Source organism: Streptomyces sp. NPDC022910 (genome assembly GCF_055561075.1).
Map to the genome: position 1 here is coordinate 24,164 of NZ_JBVHHL010000062.1, position 22,518 is coordinate 46,681.

15 protein-coding genes and 2 pseudogenes are annotated in these 22,518 nt (G+C 65.1%); 14 read left to right on the forward strand and 3 right to left on the reverse strand.

Translation table 11 applies throughout. The features are described from left to right. The first annotated feature begins 269 nt into the window (after positions 1–269). The 13 genes and pseudogenes from ACZ3TS_RS35740 (at position 270) to ACZ3TS_RS35800 (ending at position 16,679) form a co-directional block, all read left to right on the forward strand. On the forward strand, positions 270–902 hold the full coding sequence (locus ACZ3TS_RS35740) for an LPXTG cell wall anchor domain-containing protein (protein WP_467626012.1): 633 nt from the start codon (positions 270–272) through the stop codon (positions 900–902). A gap of 128 nt (positions 903–1,030) precedes the next feature. Further along, positions 1,031–2,779, forward strand: a complete 1,749-nt coding sequence (locus ACZ3TS_RS35745; protein WP_467626013.1) for a DUF4012 domain-containing protein — start codon at positions 1,031–1,033, stop codon at positions 2,777–2,779. Then, on the forward strand, positions 2,772–3,641 hold the full coding sequence (locus ACZ3TS_RS35750) for a glutaminyl-peptide cyclotransferase (RefSeq protein WP_467626014.1): 870 nt from the start codon (positions 2,772–2,774) through the stop codon (positions 3,639–3,641). The genes ACZ3TS_RS35745 and ACZ3TS_RS35750 overlap by 8 nt, the downstream gene beginning before the upstream one ends. Before the next feature lie 208 nt (positions 3,642–3,849). Beyond that, positions 3,850–6,132 (forward strand): (Fe-S)-binding protein, encoded by a 2,283-nt coding sequence (locus tag ACZ3TS_RS35755; RefSeq protein ID WP_467626015.1) that lies wholly within the window; start codon positions 3,850–3,852, stop codon positions 6,130–6,132. A gap of 253 nt (positions 6,133–6,385) precedes the next feature. Beyond that, on the forward strand, positions 6,386–7,858 hold the full coding sequence (locus tag ACZ3TS_RS35760) for a sugar transferase (protein ID WP_467626017.1): 1,473 nt from the start codon (positions 6,386–6,388) through the stop codon (positions 7,856–7,858). Positions 7,859–8,104: 246 nt separating this feature from the next. Next, positions 8,105–8,320: pseudogene (locus ACZ3TS_RS35765) on the forward strand (sugar transferase); the annotation flags it as partial. Between the two features lie 61 nt (positions 8,321–8,381). Next, positions 8,382–9,527: a DUF1972 domain-containing protein gene (locus tag ACZ3TS_RS35770; protein WP_467626018.1), complete on the forward strand. Its 1,146-nt coding sequence runs from the start codon at positions 8,382–8,384 to the stop codon at positions 9,525–9,527. A gap of 452 nt (positions 9,528–9,979) precedes the next feature. After that, entirely contained in the window at positions 9,980–10,258 is a 279-nt protein-coding gene (locus ACZ3TS_RS35775; protein WP_467626027.1) for an acyltransferase, read from the forward strand. Then, entirely contained in the window at positions 10,258–11,442 is a 1,185-nt protein-coding gene (locus ACZ3TS_RS35780) for a glycosyltransferase family 4 protein (RefSeq protein ID WP_467626019.1), read from the forward strand. Before ACZ3TS_RS35775 ends, ACZ3TS_RS35780 begins: the two co-directional genes overlap by 1 nt. A gap of 165 nt (positions 11,443–11,607) precedes the next feature. After that, positions 11,608–12,588: a glycosyltransferase family 2 protein gene (locus ACZ3TS_RS35785; protein WP_467626029.1), complete on the forward strand. Its 981-nt coding sequence runs from the start codon at positions 11,608–11,610 to the stop codon at positions 12,586–12,588. Positions 12,589–13,504: 916 nt separating this feature from the next. Further along, positions 13,505–14,572 (forward strand): glycosyltransferase family 2 protein, encoded by a 1,068-nt coding sequence (locus ACZ3TS_RS35790; RefSeq protein ID WP_467626020.1) that lies wholly within the window; start codon positions 13,505–13,507, stop codon positions 14,570–14,572. Beyond that, positions 14,569–15,378 carry a glycosyltransferase domain-containing protein gene (locus ACZ3TS_RS35795; RefSeq protein WP_467626021.1) on the forward strand — a complete coding sequence of 270 codons (810 nt, stop codon included), beginning with the start codon at positions 14,569–14,571 and terminating at the stop codon, positions 15,376–15,378. Before ACZ3TS_RS35790 ends, ACZ3TS_RS35795 begins: the two co-directional genes overlap by 4 nt. Beyond that, on the forward strand, positions 15,336–16,679 hold the full coding sequence (locus tag ACZ3TS_RS35800) for a hypothetical protein (RefSeq protein ID WP_467626023.1): 1,344 nt from the start codon (positions 15,336–15,338) through the stop codon (positions 16,677–16,679). The genes ACZ3TS_RS35795 and ACZ3TS_RS35800 overlap by 43 nt, the downstream gene beginning before the upstream one ends. Before the next feature lie 985 nt (positions 16,680–17,664). Here ACZ3TS_RS35800 and ACZ3TS_RS35805 read toward each other — a convergent pair. Next, the gene (locus tag ACZ3TS_RS35805; RefSeq protein WP_467626024.1) at positions 17,665–19,056 is read right to left on the reverse strand and encodes an oligosaccharide flippase family protein; all 1,392 of its coding nucleotides are present in this window, start codon (positions 19,054–19,056) and stop codon (positions 17,665–17,667) included. 313 nt (positions 19,057–19,369) lie between these two features. Beyond that, positions 19,370–20,182 carry a class I SAM-dependent methyltransferase gene (locus ACZ3TS_RS35810; RefSeq protein ID WP_467626025.1) on the reverse strand — a complete coding sequence of 271 codons (813 nt, stop codon included), beginning with the start codon at positions 20,180–20,182 and terminating at the stop codon, positions 19,370–19,372. A 1,163-nt stretch (positions 20,183–21,345) separates the two neighbouring features. Between ACZ3TS_RS35810 and ACZ3TS_RS35815 the strand changes: the two genes are divergently transcribed. After that, on the forward strand, positions 21,346–22,047 hold the full coding sequence (locus ACZ3TS_RS35815; protein WP_467626026.1) for a methyltransferase domain-containing protein: 702 nt from the start codon (positions 21,346–21,348) through the stop codon (positions 22,045–22,047). A gap of 316 nt (positions 22,048–22,363) precedes the next feature. On the opposite strand, the pseudogene ACZ3TS_RS35820 reads toward ACZ3TS_RS35815, so the two are convergent. Further along, a pseudogene (locus ACZ3TS_RS35820) lies at positions 22,364–22,518 on the reverse strand (IS1380 family transposase); the annotation flags it as partial.

The window sequence follows — 22,518 nt, forward strand, 5'->3', positions numbered from 1 at the left end:
GAACATAGGCATTCGCCTACTTCAACTGGGGGAGCCACCCCACGCACCCGTCGAACGGACCTGGCGACTGACACCGCGCCGTCACCCCGTCGGACCAGCCCGGTGGGCCATCGAGGAGCGGGCGCTACATCATCCGGTGCCTTCTGCCCCGGCCGCGCCAGTCGGTGGCGATATGTCCCACTAATTCCATGTATCTAGGTCTAGATATGGCTGACGCTACGCAGCCTGACCCGTAGGGAAGTCACCGAAGTCGAGGAGAGCGAACGAAGATGACATCATCGCCGAGATGGCGGGTTGCGCTGGCATCGGCAGCATCGGCTGCCGTGCTCGTCGCCATGCCGCTGGTAGGGGCGACGACCGCCCATGCTCAGTACAACCCGCCCCCGGGTCTGTCCCTGCCCAACAACCCCGGCAACACGGTGACTGCCGGAGACCCGGTGGACGTCAGCGTCTCGGGTCTCGCAGGTGGGCAGCCGGCCACCCTGTCGATTGCGTCGCGTGAGATCGTCTTGGCCAGGTTCAAGGCGGACCCGGACGGGAATGCCCTGGTCACCGTGACCATTCCCCGACGGGTCACACCGGGAGACCACACCCTCAAAGCGCGCGCCTACCGTCCCAACCGGACGTTCACCCTCCCCATCACGGTGCTGGCCGCGTCCGGCGGGCCCCACAAACCCCACAAGCCCCACAAGCCCAGCGGACACCACCACGGATCCGATGAGTCCGACGGACGCGGTGGACCCGACCGGCGCGGCCTTTCCGGCGGAACGGGGCAGCAGAACCGTCCGGGCCTCGCGAACACGGGCGACGAGGAGGCCATGGCCCTCGGCGGCGTCGCGGCCACGCTGGTCGCAGTGGGTGGCGGCACGATGCTGGCCGTACGCCGTCGCCGCAGTTCATGACCGACCAAGACATCCGTACGGCGGAGCCACGGCGTCCCGACCACGGTCGGGACGCCGTCCGGATGCCCCGGTCCGGCCGCTCCCGCGACCGGGCAGGGGGCCGCCGTCGCGTCCTCAGAAGCGCCCTGGTGGCCATCGCACTGGTCGCGCTGGCCGGCGCCGTCTGGATCGGTGTCACCGGACTGTTCGCCCGCTGGGAAATGCTCGCTGCCCAGCGGGACCTCGACGCACTGCGACACTCGGTGGCGCCCGCGTCCGGCTCCGGTGCGCAGCCCACGTCCGCCCGGGACCGTGAACAGAGTGTGCGTTCCGCGGCCACCCATGCCGCTCGGGCGTATCGCCTCACCACCGGCCCGGCGTGGTACTCCGCCGCCCTGCTGCCTGTCTTGGGAGAGCCGTTCCGAACGGTGCGCGGTGCCGCGTACGCAGCGGACCGACTGGCCGGCGAGGTGCTGTACCCGCTGGCGCGCGCTCTGCCGGCGCCCAGGCCGGACAGCGCCGGCGACGGAATGTCCGAAGCCCTCATGGCACTGCAGACGCACGCGCCGGAAGTCGTCCGAGCCGCACGTGTCGCGGCCGAGGTGCAGGCCGACGTGCACGGGCTTCCGCGGTCCACCTGGCTGCCGACGGCCGACCGGGCCCGAGCCGGACTCGAGCGGCAACTGGACCGCCTCGCCCCTGCGATGAACGACGTCTCCCTGGCGGCCCGCGTCCTGCCGTCGATGCTCGGCGCACAGGGGCAACGACGTTACTTCCTCGCTTTCCAGAACATCGCCGAGGCACGCGGCACCGGGGGCGTGCCCGGGGCCTTCGCCGTACTGCGGGCCGACCGGGGCCACCTGTCCTTCGAGCGGTTCGGCAACAACACCGAGATGACCGACGCGAAGGCGAACATCTCTCTGGGACCCGACTTCCCGGCCCGCTACCTGCGGTACCGCCCCACCAGCATGTGGCCCAACTCCAACCTGAGCCCGCACTTCCCCTACGCGGCCCGCATCTGGGCCGCGGCCTGGCGTCAGCACACCGGCGCGCGCGTGGACGGCGTTCTCGCCGTCGACCCCGTCACCTTGAGCCTTCTCCTGCGCGTCACCGGCCCGGCGAGCATGCCCGACGGCACCAAGCTCACGGCCGACAACGTCGTGGACCTCACCGAAAGGGCCAGCTACGCGGTCTACGACGACACCACCCGGCGCAAGGCGTTCTTCGTCGACGCGGCCCGCGCCGCCGCCGGGCGGCTGATGGCCGCGGCCAACGACGTCCACAGCCTCCCCGCGCTGCTCCTCGCCGTGTACGACGCCCAACGGGACGGCCGACTGAAGGCATGGAGCGCCCACGGAGCGGAACAACAACTCCTCGAGTCGCACCCCGTATCGGGCACCCTCCCGGCCACCCCCGGTCCCTTCGCAGGGCTGGTGGTGAACAATGCGGCCGGCACCAAGCTGGACTACTACCTGGATCGCAGCCTGGTCTGGAAGGCCGAGGGCTGCCCCGGCGGCGACCGCCCGGTCACGGTGACCGTGACGCTGGCCAACCGGGCCCCGGCATCCGGACTGCCCCAGTACGTCACGCAGCGGGTCGATGCTCCGCCCTACCGGACCCGCCCCGGTGACAACCGGCTGCAAGTGTCCTACTACGCAGGGGTCGGAGCCACCCTCACCGGGGCCACGCTGGACGGGCGCCAGGCGTCGTTCGCGTCCGACGTCGAGCGAGGCCACTCCGTCTTCACCCTGTTCGTGGAGCTGCCCGCCGGATCCCGCCACACGCTTGTGCTGCACCTGCGGGAGCCACATGCGGACGGCGTCCCCGCCCTGCTGCGACAGTCCCTGGTCACGCCGCTGCGGGCCACGCTGAAGCCGGGGGGTGACTGCCGTGCCTGAGCGCGTGCTCCGCGCGGCGGCGGCCGTACTCACGGGTGGGCTGCTGCTCGCGTCGTGCACAGGAACAGACCACTTCACGGACGATCCTGCCGGTAGAGCCACCGCCGGGTCCGCGAGTGGGCGGCAGTCCACCACCCACCGGATCGAGCACTTGCGGGTCAAGGTCCTCGAGATCCTTCCGCACGACCGGAGGGCGTACACCCAGGGCCTCGAGATGGCCGGCGGCACGCTCTACGAAAGCACCGGCATCTCCGGCCGGTCCTCGCTGCGGGCCGGGCCCCCGGGCGGGAAACCCAGGGCACGCAAGGCCCTCCACACGCCGTTGTTCGGTGAGGGCATCACCGTGCTCGGCCGGACCCTGTGGCAGCTCACCTGGCGGAACCGGGTCGCCATCGAGCGCGACGCCCGTACGCTCGCCGAGCTGCGCCGCGTCCCGTACCCGGACGAGGGCTGGGGCGTCTGCCTCCAGCGGGCCCGGCACCGGCTGGTGACCAGCGACGGCTCGTCGCGGCTGACCTTCCGCGACCCCCGTACGCTCGCGAGGACGGGCCAGGTCACCGTGACCGAAGGGACCCGGCCCGTGACGCAGCTGAACGAGTTGGAGTGCGTGGGCGGCGCGGTGTACGCCAATGTGCTCTTCACCGACCGGATCCTGCGCATCGATCCCGCCACCGGTGCGGTGACGGCGACGGTGGACGCCTCGGGCCTGTTGCGCGATGACGAGTTCGGGCCGGGGGCAGTGCTGAACGGCATCGCGACCGTCCCCGGAAAGGACCAGTTCCTGATCACCGGAAAGTTCTGGCCGAAGATGTTCCGGGTCGAGTTCGTCCCGGCCGGCCGGGCGAACGGCTCCCGAGGCTGAGTGGGCGAGGAGGGTCCGGAGGCCGAACCGGAGGGGAGAGCTCCGCGGGCTGCCACAGCGACGCAGATCACCGCTTGCGCCACTACAGTGCGACGGAAAAAGTGGGTAGTCTCAGACGGACTGCATAAGTTACCGCTTAGTAATCTCTCTTCCGGAGTACACAGGAAGTACACCGGAGGAGACCCCCTCGCAGGCCCGAGGAGCCCCAATGCAACTCGCCGCGATCATCGTGTCGCTGGTCCTGGCCGTGGTCGGCGTGGCGTTGTTCGCCCGAGCCATCGGCCAGATCTACCGCTTCGTGCGGCTCGGACAGAATGTACCCGCCGGCACTCGCACCAACGACCCCAAACAGCGCACCGTCACCGTGGTCAAGGAGTTCCTCGGCCACACCCGTATGAACCGCTGGGGCATCGTCGGCGTCGCGCACTGGTTCGTGGCGGTGGGCTTCTTCACCCTGGTCCTGACCCTGGTCAACGCCTTCGGTCAGCTCTTCCAGGCCGACTGGTACATCCCCGTCATCGGCGACTGGCCGCCGTACGAGGTCTTCACCGAACTCGTCGGCGTGCTCACGACGCTGGGCATCCTCACGCTGATCGTGATCCGCCAGCTGTCCCGGCCGGGCCGCCCGGGCCGCAAGTCCCGCTTCGCGGGCTCCAACATCGGCCAGGCCTACTTCGTCGAGGCCGTCATCCTCATCATCGGCCTCGCGATCCTCACGCTGCGCGGCCTGGAGGGCGCCCTGCACCACGTCGAGGGCTACGAGGCGTCGTACCTGATCTCGTACCCGCTGGTCGCGGCCTTCAAGGGCCTGAGCCTGGGCACGCTGCAGAACCTGGTCTACCTGGTCGCGATGATCAAGATCGCGACGTCCTTCATCTGGATGATCACCGTCTCGTTGAAGACGGACATGGGTGTGGCCTGGCACCGCTTCCTCGCCTTCCCGAACATCTGGTTCAAGCGCGAGTCCGACGGCGGTACGGCTCTGGGCGCGCTGCAGCCGATGACGAGCGGCGGCAAGCCGATCGACTTCACCGACCCGGGCGAGGACGACGTCTTCGGCGTCTCCCAGGTCGAGCAGTTCTCCTGGAAGGGCCTGCTGGACTTCTCCACCTGCACCGAGTGCGGACGCTGCCAGTCGCAGTGCCCCGCCTGGAACACGGGCAAGCCGCTCTCCCCCAAGCTGCTGATCATGTCGCTGCGGGACCACGCCCACGCCAAGGCCCCATACCTGCTGGCCGGCGGCGGCAAGACGATGGAGGGCGAGGAGAAGGCGTCTGCCGAGCAGCTCAAGGACGTCCCCGCGACGGCACTCGCGGAGGCCGAGCGTCCGCTGATCGGCACCGTCGAGGACAATGGCGTCATCGACCCGGACGTCCTGTGGTCCTGCACCACTTGCGGCGCCTGCGTCGAGCAGTGCCCGGTGGACATCGAGCACGTCGACCACATCGTCGACATGCGCCGCTACCAGGTGATGATCGAGTCCGCGTTCCCGTCCGAGGCGGGCACGATGCTCAAGAACCTGGAGAAGAAGGGCAACCCCTGGGGCCTGGCCAAGAAGCAGCGCCTGGAGTGGACCAAGGAGGTCGACTTCGAGATCCCGGTCGTCGGCCAGGACATCGAGGACCTCACCGAGGTCGAGTACCTGTACTGGGTCGGCTGCGCCGGCGCCCTCGAGGACCGCGCCAAGAAGACCACGAAGGCCTTCGCCGAGCTGCTGCACATCGCGGGCGTCAAATTCGCGATCATGGGCGGCGACGAGAAGTGCACCGGTGACTCCGCCCGTCGTCTGGGCAACGAGCCCCTGTTCCAGGAGCTCGGCATGGAGAACGTCATGGCGCTGAACATGGCCTTCGGCGAGGAGCTGGACGACGACGGCAAGGTCACCCCGGAGTCGAAGAAGCCGAGGTCGGCGAAGAAGATCGTCGCCACCTGCCCGCACTGCCTCAACACGATCGGCAACGAGTACCCGCAGCTCGGCGGTGACTACGAGGTCATCCACCACACCCAGCTGCTGCAGCACCTCGTCGACGAGGGCAAACTCATCCCCGTCACGCCGGTCGAAGGCATCATCACGTACCACGACCCGTGCTATCTGGGCCGCCACAACAAGATCTACACGCCGCCACGCGAGATCATCGGCAAGGTCCCGGGCCTGCGCAACGAGGAGATGCACCGCCACAAGGAGCGCGGCTTCTGCTGCGGCGCCGGTGGCGCGCGGATGTGGATGGAGGAACGGATCGGCAAGCGCATCAACAACGAACGCGTCGACGAGGCCCTCTCCCTCAACCCGGACATCGTGTCGACGGCCTGCCCGTTCTGCCTGGTCATGCTCACCGACTCGGTGAACGGCAAGAAGAACGAGGGGACGGCGAAGGAGTCCATCCAGGTCGTGGACGTCGCCCAGCTGCTGCTCGACTCCGTCAGGACGCCGGTGGACCCCGCGGGCGAGGCGGAGACGGAGAGCGCGCCGGAGCCGGAGCCCGTGAAGTAACCGGCATTCGCAGGCAGCCTCGGACGAGGGGCCGGAGTCGCGTTCCGCGACTCCGGCCCCTCGTCCATACCCCCGTCATCGGGTCTCCCGACCCGCAGCCGACCGCATATGCGGTGAGCATGGCACTCCGCTCATCGGGTGGCAGTTCCCCGTCACCCAGCGTCGCGCCGCTCTCCCCCATGGGCAGCCATACACACTCAATTAGTCCCTTTTTATCCCGCTTGGAGGGCTAATGTGGCTGTTCGGGGAGACCATGCCCCAGGCACCAGTGGCAGTACCGACGCAGACACAGGCCATCCGGGAGCAGCCACCGGCCGGGCGCCGCACCGGCAAGCCCTTCTGGTACGCGCCGGCCGCCGTGCTCGGCGATGCGGCGGCAGCCGCCGTGCCGGTCTACCTGGCCTTCGCGTTGGTCGACGGCACGCATGCCTCGGCATACGCGGCGGTGGCGGCCGCGGCATGGCTGCTGGTACGCGGCGGACGGGACCGCTACGCCGCACGTCATCTCGGTGAGCGCGACAACGTTGTCCCGGCGCTGCAGGACTGGCTGGTACTGGTCGGGCTGCTCGCGGTGGTGCGGGCGGCGACGGGCGAGGAGTCCCCCTTCCACCTGGCGCTCACCGCCTTGGTGCCCTGCGCCCCGGCGAGCGCCGTCGTGCACACGCTGCTCAACCGTCATCTGGTCGGCCGACGCCGCAACGGCCGGGCGGTCCGTCGAGCCTTGGTGATCGGGGAGCCGAACGCCGTCGACGGCCTGGTGAGCCACCTTGCGAAACGGACCGACCACGAGTTCGTCATCGTCGGTGTGTGCCCCATCGGCGACGAGGATCCGCATGTACTGGCCCCGATCCCGGCCCGCCTCGGCCGGCAGGCACCGCCGCGCATGTCGGCCGACTCCGCCCCGGTGCTGGAGGCGGCGCGTCGACTCGGCGTGGACGTGGTCCTCGTCGTGCCGGGGCCGCACATGGCCGGAACGCGCCTGCGGCGGCTGTCGTGGGCATTGCACGCCGAGAGGTGCCGGCTCGTCGTCGTGCCGGGGCTGACAGAGGTGTCAGGCCGCCGGGTGGGGGTCTTCTCCGTGGCCGGGCTGACGATGCTGAACGTGGCGCCACCCCTGAGGCGGGGGCTCGCGGCGCTTCTGAAGGCGGTGACGGACCGGCTGGGCTCGGCGCTGCTGATCGTGCTGCTCGCCCCGGTGTTCGTGGCCGTGGCCCTCGCCGTGCGGCTGGACTCCCCGGGCCCCGTCGTCTATCGGCAAACGCGCGTCGGTCGTGACGGAAGGCCCTTCACCATGGCGAAGTTCCGCACCATGGTCGCGGACGCGGAGCAGCGGAGGCGCCAACTGGCCTTGACCAACGAGCAGGACGGCCGGATGTTCAAGATCCGCCGCGATCCCCGGATCACCCGCGTCGGCCGGGTGCTGCGCCGCTACTCGCTGGACGAACTGCCCCAGCTGTTCAACGTCCTGGGGGGGCATATGTCGCTGGTCGGCCCGCGGCCACCCTTGCCCGACGAGGTCGCCGGCTACGACGAAGTGGAACTGCGCAGACTGGCCGTCAAGCCCGGCCTCACCGGCCTGTGGCAGGTCAGCGGCCGATCCGACCTCTCCTGGGACGAGACGATCGCCCTGGACCTGCGGTACGTGGACAACTGGTCGCCCTCCGTCGACTTCGGCGTCCTGTGCCGGACGCTGCGCGCCGTCGTCGAGGGCAACGGCGCCTACTGACGACCGCAGGTCGCAACCCCGCCCGGCACCGGCCGCCCGGCCCCTGGGCAGGCTGTGCCGCCGAGATCGATGAGCCACTTCACCTGTCTGCGGCGAAGAGGCCGCGCGCGCCGGGTTGTGACCGGAGTCACGTTGGTGAGATCGTCAAAACGCTACATGTGAGCAAAGAGCAATATAAGTCACCTTAGATAAAGGAAAGACCGGGATACCCATGCTCGAGCAGGTCGTGGGTCCGATCTCCCCATCGTGTTCCGGACTCGGGGCCCACAGCGTCATCGGTCAGGGGACCGAGGAGTACCGCAACTCGTCCGCGCCGCTCGGGCGGAAGTCGCGGAGCAACCGCAGCAGACGCTCCGCCGCTTGCTCATCCGCCCGGGCATCACCGGGATCCGGCAGGTGTCGGGGCGTAGTGAACTTCCGTTCGACGAGGCGGTCCGTCTGGACCTCTGGTACCTCGACAACCGGGCCATGGTCCGGAACTCCACACCCTCACGCGAATTCGGGGAACTGGATGCACATCGCCATGTTCGGGACGCGAGGCGTTCCGGCGCAGTACGGCGGTTTCGAGACCGCGGTCGAGGAGGTCGGCAAACGCCTCGTTGCGCGTGGTCACCGAGTGACCGTCTACTGCCGCAACGAGGGCCAGACGATGACCGAGTACCTCGGCATGGAGCTCGTCAACATGCCTGCGCTGCGCAAGCGGTCCCTGGAGACACTGAGCCACACCGCGCTGTCGGTGCGCCACGCGACCAGGCCGAAGAACCGGCCGGATGCCGCCGTGGTGTTCAACGCGGCCAACGCGCCGTTCCTCGCCCGCATGCGCAAGGCGGGCATCCCGACCGCGGTCCACATGGACGGCATCGAGTGGAAGCGCCAGAAGTGGGCCGGCGCGGGCGCAAAGTACTACAGGTGGGCCGAGAGGAAGGCCGCCACCGAGGGACTGGCGCTGATCGCCGACGCCCAGGGCATCGCCGACCACCTGTGGGACAACTACCGCCGACACTCCTACGTCATTGTGTACGGCGCTCCGGTCCTCCACCCCGAGTCGGACCTGCTGAAGCAGCACGGCCTCGAGACCGGTGGGTACCACTTGGTGGTGGCCCGCATGGAGCCCGAGAACCACGTCCACATGATCGTGGAGGGCTACGCCCACTCCGGCTCGGACGTTCCGCTCGTCGTGGTGGGCGGCACCCCGTACGGCGACGAGTACATCGACCGTGTGAAGCGGCTCGCCGGCCAGTCGGACACCCGGTTCATCGGCGCGGTGTGGGACCAGCGGCTGCTGAACCAGCTCTACGGAAACTGTCGCAGCTACCTGCACGGCCACTCGGTCGGCGGCACCAACCCGTCGCTGCTCCGCGCGCTCGGCTGCGCCGCCCCGGTCTCGACCTTCGACGTGAACTTCAACCGCGAAGTCACCGCGGGCCACGCCCGGTTCTTCGGTACACCAGAGGAAGTCGCCGGCGCTGTCCGGGCGGACGACGCAGACGTCGAGGGTGCGCTGCTCCGCGGCAAGGCCGGCCAGGACCACGTCGCGGGTGCCTACCGCTGGGACGACGTGACGGACTGTTATGAGCAGATGCTGCTGGAGATCGCAGGACGGGTTGGCCGGTCCACCCTTACGTTGCCGGCGCCCGAGGCGCGCCTCGACGCGGGTGCGGGCCGTTGATTCCGGCTCGCTCGATCTTGCGACGATCCGACAGCAGGGCAATGGGGACATTTACGCGATTCGAGGGCCTTGACGCAGGGGCAAACGTCCAGGCCACGTCCACGACCCTAGCGCGTGCTGCTCTCATGCGAGTCAGGGGCGCCGCATATGCGGCGATGTTCCGGGAAGCGCGGGGTTCCGTCTTCGTGGGCCGCGGGGCCAGAGTCAAGAATGCTTCCTACGTTCGCGCACTCGGCCGTCTTGTGATTGAAGACTTCGCAGAGGCCCATGGCCTCTCCAAGAATGGCCTGACGTTCGGCGCCGACGTATCCATCGGGCGCTCTACGCTTATTCGGCCAAGCAGCTACTACGGTGGAGAGGTCGGTTGGGGTCTGACCGTCGGTGACAGATCTAGCATCGGAGCACGTGGGTTCATTGGCTGCTCGGGTCAGATCGAAATTGGTAGCGACGTCATGCTCGGTCCTGACGTACGAATCTTCTCAGAGAATCACGTATTCGATTCCCTGACCGAAACGATCAAGTCTCAAGGAGTATCCCGCGGACGGACGGTCATCGAAGATGATTGCTGGCTGGGCTGCGGGGTCATCGTCACGAGCGGCGTGAGGATCGGAAGGGGCAGTGTCGTCGCCGCGGGGAGTGTTGTCACTTCCGATATTCCGCAGTGGTCTGTCGTCGCGGGCGTTCCGGCTCGGGTTGTACGCTCGCGTATCCAGGAAGACAGGGAACCCTGATGAGTCGTCGATCAGTCCTCCTGGTCAACCCAGGCGCCGACGTGTACGGGTCGGACCTCCAATTACTGGAGTCTGTAAAGGCGTTGATGGCCCATGGGCACACAGTTCGCATCGTCCTTCCCGCACGCGGCCCTCTTGTGGATCTCCTTCGGGAATCGGGTGTAGAGCCGGAGTTCATTGAGTTCCCGGTGCTACGTCGCGCCTATCTCAACCTCCCTGGTCTGGTTCGGTTGGCAGCCGCGGTCCTGCTTTGCTTGCCAAGGCTCCGCGCCTGCGTTCGTGCGGCCGCCGCAGACGTGGTCTACGTCAACACCATCACGATTCCCTGGTGGCTCTTGGCCGCCCGAGTCGCCGGTGCTGAAGCCGTCTGCCATGTCCACGAGGCGGAACGCCAAGAACGACGCCTCCTCCGGATTGCCATGTACGCACCCCTGCTCTTGGCAAACCGACTGATCATGATTAGCGAAGCTGCTCTCATGACGGCGACATCAACGCTGAAGTGGCTGCGTGCGCGCTCGATCATCGTTCGCAACGGTGTTCGGGATCGAGTTGACCCTCCTCTCGCGCCCAGGCTGCATGAACCCGTGCGTCTGGGGATGTTGTCACGACTCTCCCCTCGCAAGGGAACCCACGACGCTCTCGAAGTCGTCAGTCAACTGGCGGGGCGCGGGTGGGATGTGGAGTTGCACCTGTTCGGATCAGTATTCCCCGGATACGAGTGGTACGAGGCCCAGCTTCGGGAACGAGCAAGCGAGCAGGACCTGGGAGGCAGGGTCTTCTTTCACGGCTATGCGCACCCAATCTGGCCGGCGCTGGACTCCATTGATGTATTGCTGGCGCCCTCCCATGTCGAACCTTTCGGCAATTCCGTGGTCGAGGCACAACTGTCGCTGCGCCCAGTTGTCGCGAGCCTGGCAGATGGACATCTGGAGTCGATCGATTCGGGATGCACGGGCGTGCTTGTCCCCATCGGAGACGCCTCTGCAATGGCTGGTGTGGTCGAGCGCTTGGTGAATGACTGGGAGGGAACCTGCCAAATGACTGGCCGAGCCCGTCGCGAGGCGCTCAAACGCAATGGCGTGGAGCAGTACTCGAGGAACATCGCCTCAATCGTCCAGGGGGACGGTCGGCAAGCGGCGCCACATGACGGCGGCTCGAGGGGTTGTATGCATGTCACACATTAGCTGCCAACCCAGGCTGGCGGGGCGGATGGGCTTCATTCGCGATTTGATCTTCGCTATTAATCCAGAATGGTTCACGCGCCTCAAGCGCTGCGGCTTCAGGCGGATGGCCTACTCCCGACCGACGATGAGTCTGCTTGCCAAGGAACCGGAAGGGCCAACAGAGTGATGCAGACCGAGGCAGCTTTGTCGCGTGCAACGGTTGTGACGGTTACCTACAACAGCGCAGGCGTCATCTCGCGCATGTTGGAGCCCATCGCCGATAGTCCCGATATTGTGAAGCTCGTTGTCGATAATGCCAGCGCTGATGGCACACCTGACGTCATCCAGCGCAGGTTCCCGTCTGTGAAAGTAATCACGAACGATCGAAACGACGGATTCGCACGCGCAGTCAATCGCGCAGCATCACGGGTGCGGACCGAGTACGCCGTTCTACTCAACCCCGACGCTGTGATCTCCCCAGAGGCTGTTCGAGAGTGCATCGAGTGGATGGACGACCATGAAGACGTAGCTATCATCGCCCCCAGGTTGATCCATCCGTCCGCGCGGCTTCGCGTCATGGAAGCGGGTGCCGAGCCATCGATCCTTAGGCTCTTCTTTCACTACTCGGGGCTATCGGTCCTTTCCAAGTGGCTTCCATTCCTGGAGGGCCTGTACCTCCGTACCTCCACGTATCGGGGCTCCCGTGCCGTCGCATGGGTTTCGGGGGCGTGCATGGTGGTGAGAACGTCGGTCCTACACGAGATGGGTGGGCTCAATGAGCGCTGGTTCATGTACGGGGAGGATGTCGACCTGTGCCTCAGGGCACGCGATGCTGGACACGCTGTTTGGTTGGTCGATGACGCGCAGGCCAGTCATTCGATCGGCGGAAGCGTCGAGGGCGATCGACCTGTTGCCAATGCTGCGTGGTTGCTGAACCTGTACGACCTCTACTGCATCAGGTATCGGCCTGGGCGATTCCGTGCGTGGTTGTGGCGACTGATTGCGTCCCTGGGCATGCTGAGCAGATCGGTGATGCTTGGTCTCCGGGCTGCTCAGAAACCAATCAGTCCCGTCAATTGGCGTGCCGAATCCAGACGGTTTCGCCTCTTTGCGGGCGCTATTTGGCGGGCGACGGCTCCCATCAGTGACAAGGAGCGCAAGCCGTGACGCCTCCCCGTCGCCCCGGGCCCGGGGAACGCATTGGCTACTACCTTCTCCTGGCTCTTCGCGGGCTGCTGTCGGCTTGGAACCGATGCAGTTGGCGCCGCGTCGTCGGCGATGCAGACGCTGTTGTTTCCCTCACCAGCTATGGTGATCGTCTGCGCTATGCCTCAGTCGCAATCGAGAGCATCGCGCTTGGGTCGGTCCGCCCGCGCCGTCTCATTCTGTGGTTGGCGGATGGTGAGTCGATCACGCCAGCTCTGCGGCGACTCGAAAGGCGTGGCCTCGAAATCCTCTACTGTTCAGACTTGGGCCCGCACAAGAAGTACTGGCCGTACCTGGCTCAGTCCCATAGCCCAGCCGTTACCCATTCTGCGCAATTACCACTTGTCACGGCCGATGACGACGTCTTCTACCCCCGCCACTGGCTGAGCAAACTCGTTGCCGTGAGTGAATCGGAGCCAGGCACAGTCGTATGCCATCGGGCCCGCACTTTCGCGATTGCCCACGGAGTTCCCAAGCCCTACTCGAGTTGGCACCTTTGTAGTTCGGACCGCGCAAGCTATCGGAACGTCGCCACGGGGGTCGGCGGCACGCTCTACCCCCGCCCCCTCCAGAGTGCGATCTTCCGATACGGTCAAGGCTTCCTCGAGACCGCTCCTCGCGCCGACGACCTTTGGCTCCACTGGATTTCAGTGAAAGAAGGCTTCCGGACGCGCCAAGTCGGATCCCGCCCGTTGGGCGAGCGAGTTATCCCAGGCACCCAGGCGGGAGCGTTGGGGCTGACCAATGTCGAGCAGGGTGAGAATGACACGCAGCTCCAGCGCACCTATGACCCGATTGCTCTTGCTCGCATTGAGCTGAGTTCGACTGTTGATGACTCGGTTTGTGGACGCGCTTCAGACTCTGGAAGAGGCCGAGAGTGATCGATGTCGTCGTTGTGATCCCGAACCTAAATGGCGGGGATGAGCTCCTGGAGGCCGTACGGTCATTGCGTGCGCAGACGTTGCGCCCTCACATTGTCGTCGTGGACAACGCGTCGACCGATGACTCAGTCGCGCGCCTTGGCGAGAAGTTTCCCGACGTCGAACTCATTCGCAATGCCGAGAACCTTGGCTACGCGGGTGGAGTCAATCGGGGTTTGCGCATGGCGCTCGAGCGCAAGGTGAGGTATGTCGCACCATTCAACAACGATGCCTCGGCTGATCCACGCTGGCTCGAGCTCCTCGTGGAATGTCTTGAAGCGGACGCATCAGCGGGCGTTGCTGCACCGAAGGTTTACCTGGCCGACGGTGTGCATCTGGACAGCACGGGTGATCTCTACAACCGGTGGGGGCTCGCGATTCCGCGGGGCCGTGATCAGTTAGATCTCGAGCAGTTTGACCACGAGACGCGCGTGTTTGGCGCGAGCGGAGCCGCCAGTCTTTTCCGGTGTTCGGCTCTCGCCGACGTTGGGCCCTTCGACGAGCAGTTCTTCGCCTACTTCGAGGACGTTGACCTGAGCTTCCGCCTGCAGCTTCGTGGTTGGACGGCTCGTTATGTGCCGGCCGCCCATGTCTTTCACGCAGTCGGAATGACGAGTAGCCGCATCAAGGGCTTCGTCACATATCAGACCATGAAGAACCTGCCGCTCGTGGCCTTCAAGAACGTTCCAACGTCTCTCCTCTGGCCCCTAGCCCCGAGACTTGTCCTTGCGCAGCTCCTATTGACCGCCTGGGCCATCCGGCGAGGACAAGGTCGGTCGGCATTGCGAGGCCACCTGCACGCCATTCGCTTGATGTGGGAGATGCGAGGCGAACGCAGGAGAATTCAACGGTCGCGGATCGTGAGCGATAGCTACGTGCGATCACTCATGTCTGAGGACGTGCCGCCGCATCGTCCGGACATTGAGTTGTTGAGTCAGATGGAGGGTCGCGCCCTTCGGACGCTCGGGGCCCTTCGGCAGCGTCGGCCGTTCCGTCGCACAGGAGAGAAGGGGGCGGGACAATGAATCAGGTCACAAAAGGAACTGGCCGACTGGACGATCTGGTTGTCTATACGGCGCTCTTCGGTAACTACGAGCCGCTCAATGACTGCCCTGTCACGGTTGATTCCGACGTGCGAATGGTGTGCTTCACGGACGACGAATCCCTCACCAGCTCTACATGGGAGATCGTCAGGGTGCGAAAGAGGATCGCGTGGGATCCCACTCGCTGCGCTCGTGAACTCAAGATTCTTGGCCATCCAGCGATTCGGGGGCATGCACTATCGCTATGGATTGACAACCGGATCCAACTTCGACGAGCACCCTCAGAGTTCTTCGCCTATGGTCTGGCGGATGCGGATCTGGCACTGCCGGTACATAGCTTCCGTAACACAGTTCGCGACGAGTATGCGGCCGTCCTGTACCACGACCTTGATCGCCCCGAACGAGTGCACGAGCAGTTGTTTCAGATGCAGAGGTATGCCCCCTCAGTACTGGACGAACGGCCTTATTGGACTGCAATGCTGATGCGCAGGCACTCTGACGCTCTTCAGGAGGTGATGCAGACTTGGTTCGCCCACGTCCTGTCGGGTTCACGCAGGGACCAACTCTCGGTGAATCTCGCACTTCATGGCAGCCCCATCAGAGTCAACGCCATGCGCCTTGAGAACCGGACGTCGGAGTGGCATGAATGGCTGGCCCTGCACAAGGACCATGACATTGCCAGGAGCCGCGGGTATCGGTATGGCATTGCTGCCCATATGCGCGATCGCGCGGCACAGTCGCGGTGGTGGCGCGCAGCACGGCGTCGGATCTTCGGGGAGAAGCCATGATGGGTCTGTTGATCGGAGCGCTGGGCACGGCGGCTCTGGTCGCCGTGGTCCTGCATCGGTCGATCGTGCCGGTCTTGGCCCTAGCGGCTCTTGGCTGGCTCTTTGCGCCGGCTGCTCTCATGAGCTCCGTACTGGATGCCAGCCTGGACGACGGTGCCTACTTTCACCCAAGCGCGGCCCTGGTTGTCGGATGCTTCGCGGTTGTTGGGGTCGGGAATTTACGCGGGCTTGCAGCGGCTGTCGCGCCTTTGCGGCTCCCAGCCGTATTGCTGGGAGTCTCCCTTGGCATCGCCGTGGTGGTCGCAGGCGCGCATGGTCACGGCCTATCACTCATGCTGAACCAAGTCGTAGCGCCGGTGCTCTATGCCTGGCTCATTTGGTACGCCCGCTGGAGGGGCGAATCTATGACTTGGCTGATCCGTGTGTTCGTACTTGGAGCCGCAACGGTGTCCGCGATCGCGGTCTGGGGCTTCCTCTCTGACTTCCGCTCTCCGTTTGAGGCAGCGATGACGGAGCGATACTCGTGGTGGCCGACCATGAACGGTCGACAGTCCAGCACTCTCGACCACCCACTCATCCTCTCGCTCGTGGCATCGGCAGCCTTGCCGTTGGCCTGGCGACTTTCGACGGGGATCGTTCAGGCGGCGCTCGGCTCGCTGCTCACTGCTGGTGTTCTACTGAGTCAATCGCGCGCAGGGCTCGCTGTGGTCGCGGTGGTGTGTGCGGCAATGCTCGTTCAGAGGGCTACAGCTTTTTTGACGAGAGTCCTCATCCTCTCGGGTTGCTTGGCAGGGTACTGGGCCGGATCCAAGTTCCAGCCTTACCGAGATGTACTCGATCGGCTCGCGGACGACAAGGGTTCGGCGGGAGCGCGAGCCTCGGCTTTTGGTTCATTCCTTGATGGTGCCCAAGGGATCCGGCTTGTCGGGGATGGCCCCGGCAGTGCATCTGTATTCGCGCGGTCCGCCGGGCTCACGACCAGTCTCGAGAACCCAACCCTTATTTATTCGATCGAACTCGGGCTGGTGTTCTCTCTTGCCTACTTCGGTGCCCAATTCCTGCTCTTGTTGACTCGTGACTCGGCTGCATATGCGCTCCCCACCGCTCGGTGGGCAGCACTTGCGGCTGTATTTCTAACCCAGTCCTACAGTTCAATCGCCAACCCAGGCGCGGCGCCCTTTGTGCTCTGGTTCTGCCTAGCACTCGCCACCCCGATCCGGACCCGCGCATCGCAGCCCACGCGATCGAGGAGAGAGGCTGGGCTGCGGCAGCAACGGTCCGTGAGTGTCAGCGTCGCCTGAATCGTGGTTCTGGATCACTTTCAGTGCTGGAACCACGGGGGTCACCACGACCGCGATCCGGAAGACGAAGTGCCGGGCTGCAGTGCCGCGGAGCCTGGCAGTCATGCCAGCCGGGCCGGACCGGCGCCCGCCTGGCAAGCGGGGGCCAGTCGCTCGCAGACCACCCGGGCGTTCAGGTGATCTACCGGGACCGCTCCACCACCTACGCTGAAGCCGGACAATTCGGCGCCCCGGATGCGGTTTCACACCGCAGTCCGCTGGCATGTCTGGAATGACCTCGTCGAGGCCGTCGAGAGGGGCGTCATCCAGCACCGCGCCCTGCCCGCGCGTCGGAGAGGACCGGTCTGATCTCCGCCTCTGCCGTGGAGATCCCTGCCCTACACGGCGCTCCCCTTACATCCCCCAGGCGATCCGGCCGGCTGTCGGACCGAGTGCGGGCACAGTACACGGCCGTCCACGCCTTGCTCGACGAGGGCGTTGGGCAGCCGCCGATTGCTCGCCGACTCGGTCTGGCCCGCAATACGGTCGCCGTCTCGCCCAGGCAGCCACTGCGGATGAACTACTGTCAGGCGGTGGACCCGCCGCTCCAGCATCCTCGATCCCTGCAAGCCCTACATGGACCAGCAATGGACCGAGAGCTTGACCGTCGCTCGCCGACTCTTCGATGAACTCCGCGAGCGCGGCTGTCCCGGCGGCGAGGCCCGCGACTTCGCCGGAGTTGATGAACAACCGCCAAAGTCCAGCGGCGGGACCTCAAGAGCAAGATGCTGAAGCGGCAGATGTTCGGCCGGGCCCACTCCGACCTGCTGCGTAAAGTGGCCCTCCGCGCCGCGCGAGGCCGTTCATGATGGCGGTCGTGGTGATCCTCCGTGGTTCCAGCACTGAAAGTGATCGAGTACCGTTTTCCAGCCGTCGCCAACACGTTAGGCCCTCTGAACTGGTCGCGGCCCCTGAGCATTGGTGGGGAGACACACTGGCCGCGATGTCAACCGGATCGTCCCCGGAGCGCACGACTTGCCGTCTCCGAAAAGGCAACGAAGTCGCTTCGACTGATTCTATAGAAGTTTCTCGCCATGACTGAATGTCGTGTCTTAAGCCAATAGATGGCGAGGTTCGCAGCGGTCATGTTGCCCACAAGGGTCGCAAGGGCTGCCCCCACTGCGCCGAACGGAGGGACGAGTACTGTCAGCGCCACGAAGTTGATTGCGCAGCCAACAGCCAGGCTCCAGCTACGCAGGCCTGGCTGACCGAGCGCGGTCAAGCCCACGCCCGCAAGGGACCCAGGGTTCCCAAGGATCACCGCGAGGATCAGGATCCAGGCCGGCACGACCGCGGCCTCGAACGCGGGGCCAAAGAGGACTGGAATGGCGATCCAACTCGCGACTGCGCAGCCAGCGCCAATGGCAAGAGCGGCAACAGTCGAAATACGAGATGCCACGGCGAGCCGCACCCGGTCGAACTTCCTAGTCGCGTCGGTGAACATGACTTCTCGGAAGGTGCTGTTCACGATCAGCGCGACTTCGCTCAGCGACACGGCCACAGTGTAGTTACCAAGTGCAGTGGTGCTGGCCAGCGGAACAATAAGGAGCTGGTCCAGACGTAAGAGCAGGAGGCCCGAAACTGAGCCGACCCAGACCCGAACTCCAAATCGCATTAGCTCGTGGGGCGCACCGGTATTGACGGCTACATCGCCCAAGGCTCTCCAGTTGAGCAAATACACCGTACCCGCCAGGACCGGTGCCCAGCACAGGACTACCACCGCGTTGGTCGGGGTGAGGAGGCCTCCGAACATGAGGACCGCCAGGAGAATCACGCGCAGCGCCGCTGACGTTGCGCGCTCCGCCAAGACGTAACCCCACAAGTCACGACCGGCTGCAGCCGCCTGCAGAAGAGACACAAGCATCGTGGGAAGGATCGCAACGGACGACAGAGAGATTAGCCGGGTGAGATCGTTATTGCCCGAGCTGAGCCAGGATCGGGCTGCGAAGGTCGTACCCATCGCCAATACCGATGCGGCAAGCATCACCCATCCGGCCCGCGCCAGCACAGTCCGCGCGCGGTATCCCCCACGCGCCATGAAGTAGGTAACCGCGGCAGGCATACCGAAGTTGAAGACCGTCGCGCAGAGCGCAAGGGGGGCGATTGCCGCCGCCACTTCCCCCCTTCCACCAACGCCGAGACCGCGCGCTAGTAGGGGTGCAGCGAAGAATCCCGCGAGCGTGAGTGCCGCGTTCGAGGTCAGGTTGACACCGACGCGAGTTCGCAAAGTCGTCAACGAATACCCCTCGTTCGCACAGAGCGCTTCGGGCGCGGAAGGATTCGGTTCTTGTCGTGGTGTCGGCGGCGGACCTTCCGGACGACCATGCTGGCCAGGCAAGGGGTACTTGGCATCACTTGATTGTGTCTCACGCCTGGGTCGGCAAAAGGGTCCAGTGTGGGTTCACGCGGGAACCTACACAGAGGGTGCCGGTTGACCGTCGATTACTGAGAGACGGCGGCCTGCCAAGGCTGTTGCCCGCAGGACGGCTTGTGTAGAGACAGGCGGTGGTACGGCAGCCGAGCCATCGGAGCATAGAGCGTCCAAGGTCCTGACGCCTTCCGCTCTCGTCACAAGAAGGGTGGCCCCTGCCTGCTGAGGCGCTGGGCACTCCACGGCTGTAGGTGGTGTAGAGGCGGCGCTCGGTCGCGCTTCATCGACGATTTCTTGCGGTGATCCTGAAGGTAGTCGGCGGGAAGAACCGCTCTCCCACGGCTTGCAGCAGATCGGACTGCGTCGACCAGTAGCGCTGAATCTCCACCTCTTCGAAGGCAGGAGTGAGAAGGTCCCGCAGGGCCTCTTCGTCCACACCGTCACGGACGACGTGGTACTCGACCATGTCGGCCTCGTTGGTCTCGTCGTATACGCCGCGCATCCGGCGCAGTCGGGTGGACAGGCCCCGGCGGAGCTTGCCCTGTCCAAGCCGCCATAGGAAGTAAGCATGGCGATCCAGGTTCATCGAAATCCGTGACCGGCGTGGATACCACAAGGGGTCCTGAGTGCTGAAGAACGCTCCTCCCGGAACGATGTGCTCGACGAGCTGCTTGACCGTACCGAGGTAGTCCGGGATGTGATGCAGGACGGAGATGCACACCACTGCGTCCACGGGACCCGTCTGGCAAGCCGCGGTACCGTCCCGATCGTGGATCACGGTGACGTTCGGATTCTGGCGGAAACGGCTTTGGAGAAAGCGGACACTTGGCGCGCTCATCTCCGTCACCGTGACCTGAGCGCCGGCGGCAAGGAGATGATCCGTGAACGTGCCGTGGCCGGCTCCCAGTTCGATGACCCGGCATTGTCCGTTCCGGTCGATGACCTCCTGCACCAAGGCGTGCAAGTCAGTGATGACCCGGTCACGAATGGTGTGGTGGCGAATGTGCGGCGAGCCCTTGGCGTAGTCGTGACCGGTTCCGTGCTCGCGCTCTTGGAGCTCCCCCATCGAGGGCTTCACCTGAGTGGTCGTCATGGCTGGTTACTTTAGGAGTGCTGTGGGGAATCGCTTGACCCTGTCGCAAAGGGTCGGCCGGAATTCAGGCGATCGGCCGTCGATCGTGCTTCCAGAGGTTTTGGAAGGTCAGCGTGGTCTTGTACGAGAGCTGGTCAGTTGAGGGGTGACCAGGAGGACCGAAGCTCTGTTGGCAGGGCTGTCGCAAGGTCAAATTTCTGCGGCGTCTTCGCTGGTCAGCCGCGGATGTCGATCGCGGACTGGGGCGGCGATGTTCGCAGCTCCTTGGTGACGGAAGCGGTTGAGGGCAGCGTTGCGCAGAGTAGCCATTGTCTCTGGTACGTGGCCGGTTCGGATGCGGAAGCGATCTTTCCCCAGAGGGTGGCTCGCACGTGGTGGATCTTGTTTACGATGTGCCGGTGCTCGCGAAGCCGCGTGCGAGGGCCTCCGGCTTCGCTTGCCGGCGGGGCAGGATGATCACATGGACGGTCTCCCGCGTCCGTTTGCCGGTGGCAGGCTCGGTGCTGTGGCGGTGATGCGGGCGGTCTGCTTCGCGTGCGGGAAGAGCAGGCAAGAGGCGGACAGCACCTGCACCGCCCGGCTCTCCTTGCGGCCGCGGCCTCGGTGCGGTCGTAGTTCTTCACAGTGGCCCGTTCCCACGGAAGGCCGTGACGACCTCGTACGCATGTCTGCTCCTCATCGAACGTTACGACCCGGACTCACCCGTCAATGTGGGTATGGGCAAAGACCTCAGCATCAAAGAACTCTCGGACATGGTGGCATCCGCAGTGGAAGGCGCAGGTGTGACGGGCTGGTATCCAAGCCAGCCGGATGGCACCTGTCGCAAGGTTCCGGACATTTCGAGAGTCACTGCTCTGGGGTGGGCGCCGGAGGTCAAGCTCCCCGACAGAATCAGGGACACATACGCTTGATACAAGTCAACTACCCATTGAGCCGTGCGCGATGACTCCCTGCCCGGCCATGGCGCCAGCAAGTATGGACGTTTTCCATGGCTTGCGAGACCGCCCAGACCGCCGTTCACCAGCTAAAAGTACTCCGCCCCGAGTGCCCCGTCCCTGTTCGGGTGCCGGCTTCCCGATGACACTTTGACGAAAGTCGGTCATTTTTCGAAGGGCGCAGTATCTTGGCCGCAAGCCATTTCAAGTCGACAGATCGGGGCTACTGTGGCCGTCGTCGAGACGATGAAGCACAGCCTGGGCTCAGCAGCCGGTACGGTTTTAGGACTGGTCGCCAAATATCGCTTCCCCGGATCAGGGGCATACTGGGAGCGGCGTTACGCGCAAGGGGGCACGTCCGGCCATGGATCCGAAGGCGTGTTGGCCCAGTTCAAAGCGCAGATCCTGAACGAATTCGTCAAAGAGAACGGCGTGTCTTCCGTCATCGAGTTCGGCTGCGGCGACGGACGACAACTGCAGCTCGCTGAATACCCGCGTTACCTCGGCTTCGACGTTTCCCAGTCAGGCCTGCGGCAAGCAATGCGGCTGTTCTCAGGAGATTCCACCAAGAGCTTCCTCAGGTACGATCCTCGCAACTTCAAGGACGAAGCACGGTTCCTCGTGTCGGACCTGTCGCTGTCGCTCGACGTCATCTATCACCTGGTGGAGGACGAGGTTTATCTTCTGCACCTCAAACACCTTTTTGGGGCAGCTAATCGATTCGTCATTCTCTACACGAGCGACTCGAGCAGCCTCGACGTCAATGAATACGTCCCCCCTCATGTGCGGCACCGCCCCGTGGTGCGCGACATCGAGAGGCACTTCCCGGGTTGGCGACTTCAAGAGCGGCTAAAAAATGCCCACCCTCACACCGGTGGGGACGGCAGGCTCACCTCCTTCGCGGACTTTTACATCTACGAGGCCGTCTGAGGTACCACCCATGGTCACTCTCGCGGATACATGGCCATCGCTGCGCACTCGGGCGGGTACCGACAACTACCGGCCCAGAAGCCTTTCATCCGGTAAACCCTGCAGCGTGCGCCAGAGCGTGCATGCCCACCCGCGAGGGTGCGAACATGCCTCTTCATCTCTGAGCCTGGATCCACCGCGTGATTTCTGATCACGGGTGTCGGGCGGGTTCTGGGTGTTTCTTCGGGATGCGGGCAGCGGCGATTGCCGGGTGGCCGTCCGGTGCCGGGGCTCCAAGGGTCTTTCGGGTCGTGGGCGGCCAGGGTGGTCGCGTGCGTCAGGTGACCATGCGCTGTCCGGTCGCTGTCCAAAGGTCTGTGAAGTCGTCTGCCCAGCACCAGCGTTGGGGTAGGTGGAGGGTGAGGCGGCGGGCGCCGGTGGCGATCCGGGCGGGGATGTTGATCAGGTGGCGGCGGATGGTGCCGGTCCGTG

Coding starts and splice junctions, on each gene's coding strand:
- ACZ3TS_RS35780 (WP_467626019.1), top strand. CDS start 10,258: ATGAGTCGTCGATCAGTCCTCCTGGTCAACCCAGGCGCCGACGTGTAC.
- ACZ3TS_RS35775 (WP_467626027.1), top strand. CDS start 9,980: ATGCTCGGTCCTGACGTACGAATCTTCTCAGAGAATCACGTATTCGAT.
- ACZ3TS_RS35770 (WP_467626018.1), top strand. CDS start 8,382: ATGTTCGGGACGCGAGGCGTTCCGGCGCAGTACGGCGGTTTCGAGACC.
- ACZ3TS_RS35760 (WP_467626017.1), top strand. CDS start 6,386: ATGCCCCAGGCACCAGTGGCAGTACCGACGCAGACACAGGCCATCCGG.
- ACZ3TS_RS35755 (WP_467626015.1), top strand. CDS start 3,850: ATGCAACTCGCCGCGATCATCGTGTCGCTGGTCCTGGCCGTGGTCGGC.
- ACZ3TS_RS35795 (WP_467626021.1), top strand. CDS start 14,569: ATGAATCAGGTCACAAAAGGAACTGGCCGACTGGACGATCTGGTTGTC.
- ACZ3TS_RS35740 (WP_467626012.1), top strand. CDS start 270: ATGACATCATCGCCGAGATGGCGGGTTGCGCTGGCATCGGCAGCATCG.
- ACZ3TS_RS35785 (WP_467626029.1), top strand. CDS start 11,608: ATGCAGACCGAGGCAGCTTTGTCGCGTGCAACGGTTGTGACGGTTACC.
- ACZ3TS_RS35810 (WP_467626025.1), bottom strand. CDS start 20,182: ATGACGACCACTCAGGTGAAGCCCTCGATGGGGGAGCTCCAAGAGCGC.